Origin of the sequence: Amycolatopsis decaplanina DSM 44594, assembly GCF_000342005.1 — a bacterium.
Classification (GTDB): domain Bacteria; phylum Actinomycetota; class Actinomycetes; order Mycobacteriales; family Pseudonocardiaceae; genus Amycolatopsis; species Amycolatopsis decaplanina.
The window spans coordinates 136,570-151,777 of sequence record NZ_AOHO01000078.1; the positions used below are offsets into that span (position 1 = coordinate 136,570).

Here is a 15,208-nt window from a genome sequence, read left to right on the forward strand (position 1 = left end):
TTTCCCGGCCCGGCACGCCGGGTTGAGGCTCCGCAAGAGTGAGTCCGGGCCGGCGGCGGGAGCAGGCCGCCGCGGTGGCGATGGCGTGGGATACGGCCACCGGTAACGCCCAGCCGCAACGGGGCGAGATATCAGTCGCTGTCGACTCGTTGTAGCACGGGTCAGGTGTCACGGAACGTGCCGACAGATTCCTGTGTGTGCAGGAATCTGTAGTCATCCCTGCGGAGGGTGCGCAGGCGCAGGCGATAGTGCAGGGTCGAGCTCGGCCAGAGGACCGTTCCGCCCGGCGAGTCGCTCTGGTACCAATTGCGGCACTTGGCGGGCGCCCAGATCGTCCTGGCGAAGCGTGTCCGCATCTCGGCCAGGAAGCGGTCGGTCGCGTCGTGGCGCACTGTCAGAGCTCGGGCACCGGTCGACCGCGTCGTGCGGATGGCTTGAACCACGTAGCGGGCCTGTGCCTCGATGTTCGGCACGACGCTCGTGTACGGCGCGAACCCGTTCGGCCCTCCGGCCATGAACATGTTCGGGAAGTCCGGCACCGCGAGCCCCTGGTAGCCGTGTATGCCGCCCCTCCATGCCTCCTTCAGCGTTCGGCCGCCGATGCCGGCGATCTCGATCCGGTCGAACGAGCCGGTGAGGTCGAATCCGGTGGCGTAGACGAGAACATCGGTTTGATGTTCCCCACCGGCCTCGTCGACGATCCTGTCCTGGCGTACCTCGGCCGGGCTGCCGGACACGACGTGGACGTCCGGCCGGTTCAGCGTCGCGTAGTAGTCGGTGGAGAACAGGACTCGCTTGCAGCCCAGGGGATAATCCGGCGTCACGAGTGCGCGCAGCGACGGGTCCGCGATCTGCTCGGCGATTCGCCGACGCACGATCGGCTCGGCGACGCGTAGCAGGTCCGGCCGGGTATGGAAGCCGAAGCCGCGTTTCTCCCGTTGCAGGTAGATCCCCAGCCGGTGCAGGGACTGCGCGGCCGGGAGCCACGCGAAAAGCCGTTGCCGCCAGGCCGGGATCGCCGCGTCCGCCTTCGGCAGCACCCACGGCGGGGTGCGCTGGAAGATCGTCAGCGATGCAGCACGTTCGGCCAGGTGCGGCACAACCTGGACCCCGGAGGCGCCGACGCCGACGAGCGTCACGTGCTTGTCCGCCAGGTCGACGTCGTTGTTCCAGCACGAGGTATGCCAGGTGCTGCCCCGGAACGTCGCCGCGCCAGGCAACTCCGGAATCCGGGGCATGTGCAGGCCACCGACCCCGAGTACGAGGAACCGGCTGACGAAGGTGGTGCCGTCCGCGGTCTCGACGGTCCACTCCGCCGCGCCCTCGTCCCAGCGCGCGCTCACCACCCGGATGCCGAAGCGGATCCGCGGCAGCAGCCCGTGCCGCACCGCGACACCGCGAAGGTACCCGAGGATTTCCTCCTGACCGGCGTATGTCGAGCGCCAGAAAGGATTCTTGGTGTGCGAGTACGAATACAGGTGCGCTTCGACGTCGCAGGCCGCACCTGGATACGTGTTGGACTGCCAGGTGCCGCCGAGATCCGGCGCCTTCTCCAGTACCACGAAATCGATCCCGGATCGCGCGAGTGCCACAGCCTGACCGATCCCGGACAGCCCGGCGCCGATGATCAGTGCTTCCGTCCGAGTCGTCATCGCGTACCTTCCCTGAGGAACTGGCCGATCTCGGGCCACAATCCGGTCCACACCCGATCTTCGTGTTCGCTGTCGTGTGCCAACCCGGGCACGGTGATCATTTCCGCGGGCAGCCCCGCCTCCCGTACCCTGGCGGCGAGTTCTTCCGACTGTGCGAGGGGCACGACGGAGTCCGCGTCGCCGTGCACGATCAGCAGCGGTGCGCCGAGCGTGCCGATGCCGGCGAGCGGCTGCCGTTCCGGTGCGCCGAAGTAGCGTTCGACGTCGGCCGAGCTGAACCCTGAACCCGCCGGGAGCAGAGTGCCGGGCTGGGCTTGCTCGGCCGCGACCAGCATCGCCGGGTCGTAAAGGCCCATCAGCAGTGTCGCGTGCCGCCACAGATCGGGACGGCGTTCCAACGCCAGCAACGCGGTATAGGCACCGCGGCTGGTGCCCACGATGCTGATCCGGGTGCCGTCGATCTCGGGCAGGTCGGCGAGGTACCGCGTGGCCGCGATGACGTCGTCGACGTCTCCGCCGCCCATTTCGGCCCTGGCGGTGAAATCGGGACCGTGCCCTGGCGCGCCGCGCTGGTCGACGGTGAGGACCGCGAACCCGGCGGCGAGCAGTGGCGCGTGTTCGCTGAGGTGCGCGTAGTCACCGTCGGCGTTCAACGCTCCGCCTTCGCCCGCCGTGCACACCACGACGGCCGGATGCGGTCCGGGGTCCGGGGGAACGCTCAGGTGGCCGTAGATCACCAGCCCATCGGCCGAGGTGATCTCGTGCGGCGCGGCGGCCGTTTCGGGCCGTGTACGGTCCAGCTCGTCGACGAGAATCTCGGCGAGCACGCCCACGCTGAGGCTGCGCTGCAGCCGCACCGCGGGCACCGCGACCCCGAGATGCCTCTGCAGCTGCACCCGTAGCTCGACCGCGGTGAGCGAGTCGACGTCGACCACCTGATCTTCGCCGAGCTGCTGTTCGGTGAGGCCCGTGGTCCGCTGCAACAACGGCGTGACGAGCGCGGGCAGCATCGACGCGCGGTCGTCAGGGCCGGCCTCCCGCAGCCGCCTCCCCACGGACTCGTCCCCGCTATCCGCGGCGCCCACCGGGACTACGGTCGCGACCGTCGGCAACGCCGCGAGCTGCGGATTCGCGCGCGCCCACCGCGGCCAATCGATGTCGGCGACCGACACCTCCGCAGGCTGCGTGTGCAGCAACGCTCCCAGCTCGGCGACCACCCGGGCGGGGGAAATACCGACATGACCGGTGCGGCGAAGGACATCCCCGACGTAGCCGTCACGGCTCACCGCGACTCCGACGTCGTCGACCATTCCCCAGCCGACGCTGGTCGCGGGAAGCCCCTGTGCGCGCCGGTAGCGGGCGAGGCCGTTGAGGAACTCATTGGCTGTGGCGTACGCGCCCGCGCCGACCGCGCCCAATTGTGCCGCGACCGACGAAAACAGCACGAAGAAGTCGAGACTGTCGCCGAGAGTTTCGCGGTGCAGATGCCAAGCGCCGTCCGCCTTCGGCCGGGTTGCCGTGAGCAGCCGGTCAGCGTCGGCGTCGGCGAGCACGACGTCGTCGAAATCGGCCGCGGCATGCACGACACCGGCGAGCGGGGGCAGCTGGGCGCGGACGGCCGCGACGAGTGCCCGCACCTGCGCGTGGTCACCGATATCGGCCTTCTCGACCCGCACCTCGACGCCTTCGGCGGTCAAGTCCGTCACCAGCCGACCGGCTACGTCCGTGGTGATCCCGCCGCGGCCGACGAGCACGAGGTGCCGCGCGCCTTGTTCGGCAAGCCAGCGCGCCACCGTCCGGCCGAGGCCACCGAGACCACCGGTGATGACGTACGTCCGATCCGGCCGGACCGGCGCCTCGGGCATCGACGCCGCCGGCACCAGCACCTCCTCATCGGCCATGCGCAGCACGATCTTCCCTCGGTGCTCGGGACTCGCCATGGCACGGAAGGCCTCGGCGGCGTCCTTCGCCTGCCACTCGGCGACCGGCAACGGCGCGATCACCTTCTGCTCGCAGAGTTCCGCGACCGCCTGCATGCAATCCCGGACGTCGGCAGGGCGCAGGGCCATCATCTGGTCGTAGTCGAAGGAGTGGAACGACAGCGCCCGCCGGGTCGAGGCGAGCCGCACCGCGTGGTCCGCGACGTCTCCCGGTTTGCCCAGCTCGACGAACCTCCCGAAGGTGCTCAGCGCACGGAGGCTGTGGTCGATCATGCTGCCGGGCAACGAGTTCAGCACCACGTCGACGCCGGCGCCACCGGTCCAGTCCAGGATGTCGTCCGCGAACGAAGACGACCGTGAATCGGCGACGTGCGCAAAGCCTTCCTGTCGCAGGAAATCGCGCCGCTGTGCACTGCCCGCGGTGACGAATACCTCCGCGCCGAGCCACTTCGAGATCCGCGCCGCCACCAGCCCGACGCCCCCGGCGGCGGAATGGATGAGCACCCGCTCCCCGTCACGGAGGTCCGCGAGCCGGACGAGCGACAGGTGCGCGGTGACCACGGGCAGCAGCGACGCGGCCTCGGCGGCGGACAACGCTGCCGGTTTCTTGACCACGCGTACCGCGTCGAGCGTCACGTGCGAGACGAACAGGTCCCGGCTGTGCGCGAACACCTCATCCCCGATTTCGAGATCGGCCACGCCCTCGCCCACCGCCACGACCGTTCCCGCGCATTCGAGCCCGAGCGACTCTCCGGAATGGCTGCCCTCGATCGCGTAAGACGAGATCAGACCGGTGTGCTTGAGGACGTCCTTGAAATTGAGTCCCACGTGGGACACCTGGAGCTCGACCTCGCCGGGACCGGGCGGACGGCGGGTGGTGGCGAGGAAACCGAGTTCACCACCGGACGACTCCAGCCGCACCGGGGTGACGTCGGTGCGTGTGCGGAGGTGGTCGAGTTCCGAGCCGTCCTCGGCCTGTTTCAACCGCCGCACATACCGGCCGTCGGGGTGGAGCGAGACCTCGTCGCCTCCGTCGTGCAGGATCTCGGCGAGCAGCGCCTCCCCGGACACACCCGGTGCGAGATCCACCAGCCGGCATCGCAGCTCCGGCCGTTCCGCGGCGACGACGCGGCCGAAGCCCCACAACGAAGCCGCTGACGGGTTCACTGTGGAGACGCCTTGTGCCCCCGTGGTCACGAGGAACAACGGCACGGCAGGCAGTTCCTGCACGAGCCGCAACGGTGCGGCGATCGGTGCGCACGCGGCCTCGGCGTCGAAGCTATCCACGTAAACCACGCCGCGGCAGGCCGAAGCCGCCGCTAGCACCCGATCGAGCCAGTCGTCCCCGGCCGGATCCACGGCGAGGACGCCTGCCCCGGCAGCGGCGAGGTCCCGGACGAGCCCGGCTGCCGTGGCCGACGCTCCGATGACGATCCACCGGCCGTCCAGCCGCCGCTCCGACGCCTCCGGTAGCGGTTCCAGCTGCCACACGTGCCCGTAGACCAGCACCGACGGCTCGTCCGCCGCTTCCGCGAGCCGCCTGGCCTGCAGCCCCCTCACCTCGGCGACGACTTCGCCGTCGTCGGTCACCAGGGACAGATCGCATTCGATCCGGCCAGGCCCCGCGGCGGGCCGGCCCCGGCCGTGCACCCACAGCCGGGTGGCCGGGCTGCGGAAGAACTGCAGCGCATCGATCCTGGCCGGCACATAGGTGCCGGATTCCACGCCATCGCCGAGCATCAGCGCACCGGCGATCACCGCCTGCAGCGCCGCGTCGAGCACCACAGGGTGCAGCCGGTGGCCTGTCTGCTCGGCGGTGTCCAGCCGCAGTTCGGCGAACACCTCACGGCTCTCCTGACGCCACCACAGCCGCTCCACGGCACGGAACGCCGGACCGTAGTTCAGCCCGGTACCGCCGAGGCGCGAGTACACTTCTTCATGCCCGAGCTCCGGCAGTCCTTCAGCCAGGCCAGCGAGTATTTCGGTACGACGTTCCGGCAGCCGCGCCTTGGCGAAGTGGCCGCGGCGCAGCTCGGCGTGCAACGTCCACACAGGATCGTCGGGCTGGGTGCGGCTGTGCAGCGTGAGCAACTGCCGTGCCGGGTCGAAGCCCGCCCGCAGCGTCGGGATCGACGACGGTGCCAGTACGAGCGGCCGGTGGAACACGACGTCTTCGAGCAGACACGGCTCGTCGTCCGGGAAGGCGGCCAGTGCGGCTTCCAGATAACCGGAGCCGGGGAACACCACGGACTCACCGATCCGGTGATCATCGAGGTAGGACAGCGCCGAGGTCGACAGCTCGATGTCGTGGACCGGCGTGACCCCGGCGACCGGCTGTCCGCCGAGCAAAAGGTCAGTGGCGCCCAGCCGCTTTTGCCGCGACGCCACCGATTCCAGCCAGTGCCGTTCCCGCTGCCACGGATACCGGGGCAGATCGAGGTGCTCACGCGGCCCCGGATGCACCCGATCCCATGCCGGATCGGCGCCGGCGGCATATCGCTGACCGAGCGCGGTGAGCAAGTACTCGCGCTGTTGTTCGCCGCGGCGCGACGACGCCAGGCGAATGATGTCGTCGGACCGGTCGGCCAGCGCCTCGTCGATCGCGGACGCGAGCACCGGATGCGGTCCGATCTCCAGCACGGCACCGGGAGCCCGGGTGAGCACGCGCCGGAACGCGTCGGCGAACAAGACCGTCTCGCGGACGTTGCGCCACCAGTAACCCGCATCGAGTTCCGGACCCTCGATCTGGTCACCGGTGACCGTAGAGAAAAGCGGGACTTCCGCACGGCGCGGGCGAATCTCCCGCAACGCGGCGAGCAGCGGTTCGCGGATCTCCTCCATCTGGTGGCTGTGGTACGCCACCTCGACGCGGAGCGGTTTCACCGACGCTCCCGCGTCTGTCAGCTCCCGGCTCACGGCTGCCAAGGCGTCGTGGTCGCCGGCGAGCGTTGTCGCGTACGTGCTGTTGACCGCGGCGACCGCGACGCCATCCCGCAGATACGCGGCGACCTCGTCCGCGGGCAGGTCCACGGCCGCCATCGCGCCGCGTCCGGCAAGGCGTGACTGAAGGTTCGCGCGGTGGAAGCTGATGGTGAGGGCGTCTTCGAGCGTGTACACGCCCGCTGCATAAGCGGCAGCGACCTCGCCGACACTGTGGCCCACGACGAAGTCCGGCTCGATTTCCCACTCCCGCCACAACGCGGTGAGCCCGGCCTGCACCACGAAATTCGCGACCTGCGCGTACAGAGTTTCGGTCAGCCGTGATTCGGCTTCGTCGCGGTCGAGCTCGTCCGCGATGCAAACCCCGAATTTCGCCAGCACCTTGTCGCAAGCCGTGACAACCTCGGCGAAACACGGCTCCGTCGCCAAGAGCTCACGACCCATACCCCACCACTGCGGGCCCATTCCGGTGTACACAAAGGCATTTCCCGGCCGCGTCGCCCGCCTCGGTTCGACGGTCAGCTCCCGCAGCTTGGCCGCCGCCTCCGCCGCGTCCCCGGCCACCACGAATGTCCGCAGTGGATGGTGCTCACGGTGCCGCGATGCCACCCTGGCAACCCGCCGCAGGGAAGGGCTTCCCGGGCTTTCCAGCGCCGTCGCGTAGGAATCCACCAGTGCACGCAAGGCTTCCGGACTTCGCGCCGACAGCGGCAGGAGAACCGGCCCGGCCTCCGCCTCGGTCGCCGCGACCGGCTCGGATCCCGTCCACTGCTCCAGGATGGCGTGTGCGTTCGTCCCGCCGAAGCCGAACGAGTTCACCCCGGCCCGGCGCGGGCCCGCCGACTCCGGGAACGGCACCATCTCCGTCGGCACCCTCAGCGGAAGCCGGTCGAACGGGATCTTCGGATTAGGCCGTTCGAAATGCAGGTTGGGCGGGATCAGCCCCTTGCCGAGGCACAGCACCGCCTTGATCACCCCGGCGATACCCGCCGCCGCCTCTGTGTGCCCGAAGTTCGATTTGACCGATCCGATCCAGTGCGTACGCGACGAATCACCCAGGGCCTCACCGATCGCGGTGGCCTCGATCGGATCACCCACCGCGGTACCGGTGCCGTGGGCTTCGAAGTACCCGACGGACGCGGGCTCGACGTCCCCGACTTGGCAGGCCCGCTCGATCAGCGCACGCTGGGCATCCACACTGGGCACCGTGATCCCCGGCGTTCGGCCATCCTGGTTCACCGCCGTGCCACGCACGACCGCGTGGATGCGGTCACCGTCACGCACCGCCGCGGGTAACGGCTTCAGAAAAAGGACACCCGCGCCCTCGCCACGAGCGTAGCCATTGGCCCGGTGGTCGAACGACTTGCATCGGGCATCCGGCGAAAGGAATTGCCCTTTGGACATCAGAACCGTGGTGACCGGATTGACCATCACGTTCACCCCGGCGGCCACCGCGAGGTCGCAGTCCCCGCGGGCGAGCGCCCCCACCGCGTGGTGCAGCGCGACGAGCGACGACGAGCATGCCGTGTCGAGAGTCAACGCCGGGCCGCGCCAGTCGAACGCATACGACAATCGCGCGGCCAGCATCGTCATGCTCACGCCGGTGGGCGTGGCCGAGCCGACGAGATGCCGGTTCGAGTCGGTCAGCTGCAGCGTCGCCGCGTCGAAGGTGAACCCACCGACGTAGACGCCGACATTGCCGGCGGCGGTCGACTTCGGCGGGATTCCGGCGTTCTCCAGCGATTCCCAGGTGACCTCCAGCAGCAGCCGCTGCTGGGGATCCAGCGCGGCCGCCTCGCGTGGCGACATCCCGAAGAAGCCCGCGTCGAACTCGTCGACCGGATTCCGCAGGAATCCACCCTGCCGCACGTACATCCGGCCCGGCGCGGCCGGATCCGCGTCGTAGTGGTCACCAATCCGCCACCGGCCGGCTGGGATATCACCGATCGCGTCGGTCCCGGACGCGATCAGCTCCCAGAAACTCGGCATATCCTCGATCCCGCCCGGAAAACGGCAGGCTATCCCGACGATAGCGACCGGCGTGCCAGCCCATTCCGCAACCCCTGTCGCCATCAATGCGCCTCCCAGACGGAACTCCCGCGCTTTCCAAGGAAGCGCAATTCTGGCCCGCTAAAGCCGATGACGAGAACAGACCGTGTCGAATCTGCTGTCGATTGTGCGCGAAGAGGCAGGACCGTGACGCAGTCAGATGTTCTCTTACGATGTGGTGGGCGGACTGCGGACAATAGGAAGCGCTCGGGAAGCCGTGCGCGCTCGTCTGCGGCGAGTGGACACCGAAGGCGCTGCGGCCGCCAAGCCGGTCCAGATACGGCCTCCATCTGCGCGGTCCCGACGGAAACCTGATCAAGCTGAGCAGCCACCTCGACCGCACAGGGCTACCCACCTCGAGCACGGACGACTCCCGGGACAACACCACACTGTCGCTGCAGTCACGCTCCCATCGGACTAGACCATGCCGGGTCGTTCGTCCCTCTCCCGAAACTCACGGTATGCCCGGCGTGCCGTCAGTGACCACTGATCAGCGACTTTTCGCCCTTTTGCCGCACGCGGCCACTCAAGGTGATCAACTTGTGAGTTACCTGACCAGCGGGGCTTTCGCACGACTATGACGTCGGCGTCGGCCCAGTCGAGCCGGCCCTTTCGTCCACTATCGGCCCGTTAGGATCGTCGAGCGCTGTCTCCTCCGCTATTCTCAGACCGTAGCCACGAGGTACGACGGTTTTGCCCGACAACGAGCGTCCTGATTCCCGGGAGAATCCGCCTGCACCGAAAGAACAGCGCTACTACCTGGTTTCGAGACCGCCGTTGGCGTCGTCGCGGGCCACGTCCTGACGAAACCGGGATAGTCACCGGCTCCGGTATTTGTCATATCCCGTCCGTCGCACCGCGAATCGCCCCTGTTACGCGGAACCGACAGCGCCTTGCTCATCGCGGTACCGCCGACTTGGCACAACTCGGCACGTTCAGAGCTCATCAGGGCAATCTGGGTAGCCAATCATGCTGTGTCATCTGGATCTGCTTGTAATGGCGCGTCACCCTTGGCGACCATTGAGGCGATCTCTATCCCTGGGGGCCTGCACCGGGCCTTGCGGACTGTTGAGGTAGGCAACCGTATGTTTCTGGGCGACTCCCCGGTTTTGATAGAGCTCGACGGCAGGGACGTCACTCTTTTCCCCTTGAAAATAGGGGAGGGCGTCGTGCACGCTTCTCTGCCTGAGATCGCTCCGGAGATCACGGCTCGGAGCCTGAGCACTATGGCGATGTCGGCTCCCGGTGTTGCAACGTACGGTTTCCACGGTTACTACCGCACTGGGCCCTTGTCAGCGGCCTCAGTTCCTCGGGCCGCAAGGCATCCCCCGGTGCGCAGGGCCTGGCGGGCCTGGCCATGGCTGCCGACGCTCAATCCGCTGCTCCTCATGGTGCATTCTTCTCCAGCGGACCAGGTGTGCCTGATGGTGGACGGTCTGGCGCAACCGGTCACGGATCAGGCGCTGGGTTCGTGGCTGCGGGTGCTGCCGGAGCTGCGTACCTCGACGCGGCCGCTCGAGGACCCGCTGGTGCTCTTGACCTGCAGTAGAGGTGCGACGCGCCAGCAGCTCGCCGACCAGGTCGGACGCCTGGTCTGGTTCCCGCACGGTGACATGACGGTGAACGTGCAGCCGCTCCACCCGCTCAGCAGGGCTGTGGGGGTCACGGTCCAGGTGGGCCTGCACGCCACCTCGGGCAGCCGCAGTGGCCGGTTCATGTCGGCCTACCCTCAAGGCCCGGCCGGTGACCGCGTGCGTTGGGCCTACCGATCCCGGTTCACCTCCAATCCCGCCGGCTGGCTGGTCGAACGCTCCGCCCCTCCCGGCTACCGGGCCCCGGCCCGACTGCGCCCGTACTCGTTCGGTGGTAAACGAGTCCGCGGCCTCTGCTACTTCGACCGGCGCGACCGCCAGTCCCGCTCAGCCGCCCTGAACGCACCGATGCTGGGGTCCACCCACGTGGCGTGGACGCCGAACGACGCCTATCAGCCAGAGACGCCGGCATGGACAGGACCAGCCACCGGAGCGCCGCGCGCGGCGGCCAGTCCCTGGCACAGCCGGGAACTGGGCGCGCTGCCCTTCGGCCTCGACGATGTGGCCGTGGTGGTCGGTTACTTCGCCGGCGGCCGGTTCGCCGTCTACGACGAGCGGCGGGACGTCAGCTGCTGGGAGACACCGCGGGCCTTCGGCCTGCGTTTGCGTAAGGACCTGGCCGCGACGGGCTGGGGACCGATGCCGTCGCGTGTGCTGCTGCTGACCGACTTCGACACACTGCCAGCCGTGGCGCGCAGGCAGGTCGCACGAGGCCTCGACGGCGCGGACCTGATCACCGTGAACGTGCCGTCGACCCTGTTCCTCGACGAGGGCCAAGAGGGCGTTCCCAGAGCGCGCATCGCGCTACTACCAGGTAACCACGCAACCGCGGCCGCGCCGGAGTGGACCTCCACGACTGCCACAGGCATCTCCATGACGCAGTCGGTGAACAGCACTGACATGGCACTTCTGCTGCCTGATCGAACATCGCCTCATATCGGGACCGAAGCGGTCATCCGCGCCCAGGGCGATTCGCCCGCAGCATCCGGCTCCCGGCCTCCCACGGCGGGCGATGAGCTGGGGCGAGTGCGAATGCCGGTTCCGGTGGGGTTGCCGGTTCCGGCGATGGCGCGGTGGGCGGGTGGCAAGGCAGCGCTGGTGGAAGAAGGGCCGCTGGGGCGGTCGGGGCCGCAGGTGTGGTTCGAGATCCTGGATGGGGAAGGGGCGGGGGTGGTGATTTACCGAGTGTCCAGCTGGGGCCGGATCGAAATACCGGGATGGACGAACCCGGTACCGGGAGTGGGGTGGGCCAAATGGGGACATGATCTTGTGCAGGCGTCGTCGGGGGTGGTGCTACGAGGGCACTCGGGCTGGGTGGGGCGGCTGGCTGCTGCGGGGCTGGCGGGCGTTCGGTCTCGTCTGGCGGCGCAGGGTGTGCAGCGGTTCACGTTGTCGGCGACGCCGGCAGGTGTTTTCGCGACACCGGTCGAGGGCGGGATGGTGTGGCAGATCCCGTTCTACGGGCGGGTTCGGAAAGCCGCCTCCCGAGGGGAGCTGGAGCTCGGCGGACCGGGGCGCCTTCCGCCTGCGGTACCTCGGTTGACCGAGGAGAAACTGTCGATGCTCATGGTCGAGGTCAAGGGGGAGCTTCGCAGGCTGCGCAAGCCGGGGATGGCGCGGATCGTCGTGGCGCGTGAAGACGTGCGCGCGGCTCATGGCCAGTTGGATCCCTCGCTATGGCGGCGTCAGTTGTCCGTGCAGGGGGCGAAGATCGCACAGAAGTGGCTGACCGGGCATCAGGACGGTGTCCTCTTGCGCGGGGCAGGCCAGAGCGTGGAGGCCGAGTGGGCGCACCCGATCCAGGTCGACCCCTTCGGCTCCGACCTGGACGAGGACGAGGACGAGCCGATGGACATCGAGGAGGTGGAGCTCCACGACTCGGAGGTACTGGCACGGCGCAGGGGTGCGGAGGTGATCCTGGAGACGCAGCCTTTCTACCAAGACGACAAGGACCGATTCCATGCTACCAAGCAAAGCGCGCTGTCAGCGTCTGCAGGCAGCCTGAGAGCGGGAGTGTTCGGACTCCCCGAACTGGTCCTGTGGGTCATGCCGCATCTGCCTGGCGAGGCACGCGACATTTCGCTGGATGACGGCAGAGCCGCCTACCGGATGGTGAGCGAGGCGTTGGCCGGGATACCCGGAGCGCTGGGTGATCCGCCGGACACCGCGCTGGCGGACGTGCTCCGCCCGCAGGACGGCTGGGAAGTGACCGAGCTGGGTCAGGCAGCCTGGATCGGTCCCTCGGCCTTGGGTGCTGGTGGGGCTGCGGCCGCGATCCACTTCAACGTGGGTGTCCCCGTGGAGACGGGCTACCTGTTCCGCCAGTACCTGCAGGCGCAAACATCCGCTGACTCCGCCTGGGGCTTGCACACACTGGACCACCGCCATGACGCGTTGCGATTCGCCAATGAGGTCACAGCCTGGTACTTGAGCTGGCGTGCCCTGGGCCGTATTTCGGACCGCATGGACCGAGCGAGGAGCTTCGTCGGGGTAGCGGACCTGTCGGCGCAAGCCGTGCGCTCCCACGTGTTGTCGGCTTACATCCATGCTGCGGCGATCTTCACGGAGCCGGCCACCATGGATCCGGTGAAGTTTCACGCTGCCGACCTGATCCGACGTGAGCCCAAGGACCTGCGCCGGGCCCTGCCTGCCCAGTCCCAGGCGTTCCTGCGGCTGTTCGCGGGGAGGATCTACCAGCTGATGGTGGCCATGGTCAATTTCCGGGTGCCGGACCGTGTCGCTCGTGCGAGGTCGCAGCCCATAAGCGATCCAGAGGAACGGCTTCAAGACAGTGACGACACCATGCGCTTGTATTGGGAGGCGGCACTCACGGAAAAGCATGACCACCGGTACGTGATGAGGAAATGCTTCAAGCGGATGACCGTGCTGGACGATTTCGACGTGGTTGACGGCATACCGTTGGTGGTGGTGGAAGTGCGGTGCTATGGGGCGAGTAAGTACCTGAGCTACACAGAGATGGCTCAGGCACAGGATCGGATCGCGGACGCGGCGAGGCACGCCCACGTGGTGGCCCAGAGATTGCGCGAGCCTACGCCCAATATGCTGTCCCACTTTGAGGCAACGTTGCAGGAATTGCGCGCGCACGAAGCAGGCCACGGTCCAACGCCGATCGCTTAAAGCCGAGACAAGCGACTCGCGGGTCACGCCATCGGGGTGGCCTGCGCTTCCCAGGCGGGAAGTGATCACCCGCGCAGGACGTACCCGACGCCCCGCACAGTGTGAATCACAGGCGGCGGCCCGAGCTTGTGCCGCAACTGTGCGATCAGCACCTCGAGCGCGTTGGGCGACGGGGGCACCAGTTCGTCCCAGCCCGCGTCGGTCAGGTCGCGGCGCCGGACCGGCTCGCCCGCCGAGATCACCAGTCGGTGCAGAACCGCGAACTCCTTACCGGTCAACGTCAAGGTGACGCCACCGCGTCGCGCTTCGTGCCTGCCGATGTCCAGTTCGAGGTCGAGGAAATCCAGTACCGGCGCCGCTCCTGAGTCGCCACGGCGGCACAGGCTGCGCACTCACGCGATCAGTTCGGCCACCGCGAAGGGCTTGACCAGGTAGTCGTCGGCCAGGGCCAGCCCGGCGATCCGGTCGGCGATGGTGTCGCGCGCGGTCAGGAACAGCACCGGGACCTCCCAGCCATCCCGGCGGCGTTCGCCGACGTAGTCGAGGGAGTCCCCGGCAGGCAGCATTCGGTCGAGCACGACGCAGTCGTAGGCATTGACGCTCAGCGCCTCGTCGGCGTCAGGGAGGTCCTTGGCGACATCGACGGCGAATCCGGAGCCGCGAAGTGAAGCCTCGACGGCTAACCGGAGATCCTCGTCGTCCTCGGTGACCAGTACACGCACCCGACGACCGTAGCGTGATCACCCGGCGAGCCGCGCTCGAGCAGCAGGCGTCGATGTGCCGCACATCACCGTGGGCCGCAGGTCGGAATCGGGTGAGGTCGCTTAGATTCCGGATGACATGACGACGATCGGGCTTCATCGGCAGTGGCAACATCAGCAGCACCGTAGCGCGGCTGGCGGTGGCCGCCGGGCATGACGTGGTGTGGAGCGACTCGCGTGGCCCGCACACCCTTCAGGATCTATCCAGCTTTATCGACAGCCAAGTTGTCCATATGAGGAGCGACATGCCGGTCATCACACCCGTCGGCGCCACCATTCCCGGCGTCACCCACCACTTGGCCGAGGTCAACGGCACCCGGCTGCACTACGTCGCGGCCGGCGCCTCCGGCCCGCCGATCCTTCTGGTGCACGGCTGGCCGGAGACCTGGTGGGCCTTTCGCGCCCTGATCCCGCTGCTGGCCGCCGACCACCGGGTCTTCGCCGTCGACCTGCGCGGGTTCGGCGACTCGAGCCACAACGGCGAGGACTTCTCGGCGGCCACCTCGGCGGAGGACCTGCACCACCTCATCGCCCACCTCGGCGCCGGCCCAGTGCACTTGGTCGGCCAGGACATCAGCGGTGGCGTCGTCTTCCGCGCGGCGGCCGAGCATCCCGGTGACGTGCTCAGCCTGACCGCCATCGAGACCGCCCTGAGCGGTTACGGCTTCGAGATGATCGCCGACGTCAACCACGGCGGCTCCTGGCACGTCGGGTTTCTCGGCGCCCCCGGCATCCCCCAGCTGTTGCTGTCCGGGAACGAACGGCGCCTGATCGCCGACTGGGCCTACCCCCTGATGAACGGGACCGAGGGCGCGGTCACCGAGGCCGACCTCGACGAGTTCACCCGCTCCTATGCGGGCCCGGACGGGTGGGCCGGCACCTCGGGGCTCTACCAGTCGATCTTCACCGATGGCGGCGCGACCAAGGCCCTGGCCGAAGCCCACCCGCTGGCCGTCCCGGTTCTCACCGTGGACGGCGTCAACGTGCCGTTCACCGTGCAGACCTTCCGGCAGGTGACCGCGGGTGAGGTCACCGCCGTCCACATCGAGGGCGTGGGGCATTTCGTCGCGCAGGAGGCTCCCGAAGCCCTCGCCGCCGCCCTGGTGAATTTCGTCGGGTCACACTGAGGCGGCCAG

At 68.3% G+C, this 15,208-nt stretch carries 4 protein-coding genes and 2 pseudogenes; 3 read left to right on the forward strand and 3 right to left on the reverse strand.

The window, feature by feature from the left end; translation table 11 throughout:
- Positions 1–161: 161 nt before the first annotated feature.
- Positions 162–1,652, reverse strand: coding sequence for a flavin-containing monooxygenase (locus H074_RS35820; protein WP_007034990.1), 1,491 nt, complete (start codon positions 1,650–1,652; stop codon positions 162–164).
- Complete coding sequence (locus tag H074_RS35825) at positions 1,649–8,605, reverse strand: type I polyketide synthase (protein ID WP_039924225.1); 6,957 nt, start codon at positions 8,603–8,605, stop codon at positions 1,649–1,651. Before H074_RS35825 ends, H074_RS35820 begins: the two co-directional genes overlap by 4 nt.
- Positions 8,606–10,005: 1,400 nt before the next feature.
- Between H074_RS35825 and H074_RS35830 the strand changes: the two genes are divergently transcribed.
- On the forward strand, positions 10,006–13,311 hold the full coding sequence (locus H074_RS35830; RefSeq protein ID WP_152521562.1) for a hypothetical protein: 3,306 nt from the start codon (positions 10,006–10,008) through the stop codon (positions 13,309–13,311).
- A gap of 65 nt (positions 13,312–13,376) precedes the next feature.
- On the opposite strand, the pseudogene H074_RS35835 reads toward H074_RS35830, so the two are convergent.
- Positions 13,377–14,033, reverse strand: a pseudogene (locus H074_RS35835) (winged helix-turn-helix domain-containing protein).
- A 137-nt stretch (positions 14,034–14,170) separates the two neighbouring features.
- Between H074_RS35835 and H074_RS42430 the strand changes: the two are divergent.
- Positions 14,171–14,296, forward strand: a pseudogene (locus H074_RS42430) (hypothetical protein); the annotation flags it as partial.
- 21 nt (positions 14,297–14,317) lie between these two features.
- Positions 14,318–15,199 (forward strand): alpha/beta hydrolase, encoded by an 882-nt coding sequence (locus H074_RS35840; protein ID WP_007034993.1) that lies wholly within the window; start codon positions 14,318–14,320, stop codon positions 15,197–15,199.
- The last annotated feature ends 9 nt before the right edge of the window (positions 15,200–15,208 follow it).

Bases quoted from the DNA above. Each gene is read 5' to 3' on its own strand.
- H074_RS35830 (WP_152521562.1), top strand. From the start codon at position 10,006: ATGGTGGACGGTCTGGCGCAACCGGTCACGGATCAGGCGCTGGGTTCG.
- H074_RS35840 (WP_007034993.1), top strand. From the start codon at position 14,318: ATGCCGGTCATCACACCCGTCGGCGCCACCATTCCCGGCGTCACCCAC.
- H074_RS35820 (WP_007034990.1), bottom strand. From the start codon at position 1,652: ATGACGACTCGGACGGAAGCACTGATCATCGGCGCCGGGCTGTCCGGG.
- H074_RS35825 (WP_039924225.1), bottom strand. From the start codon at position 8,605: ATGGCGACAGGGGTTGCGGAATGGGCTGGCACGCCGGTCGCTATCGTC.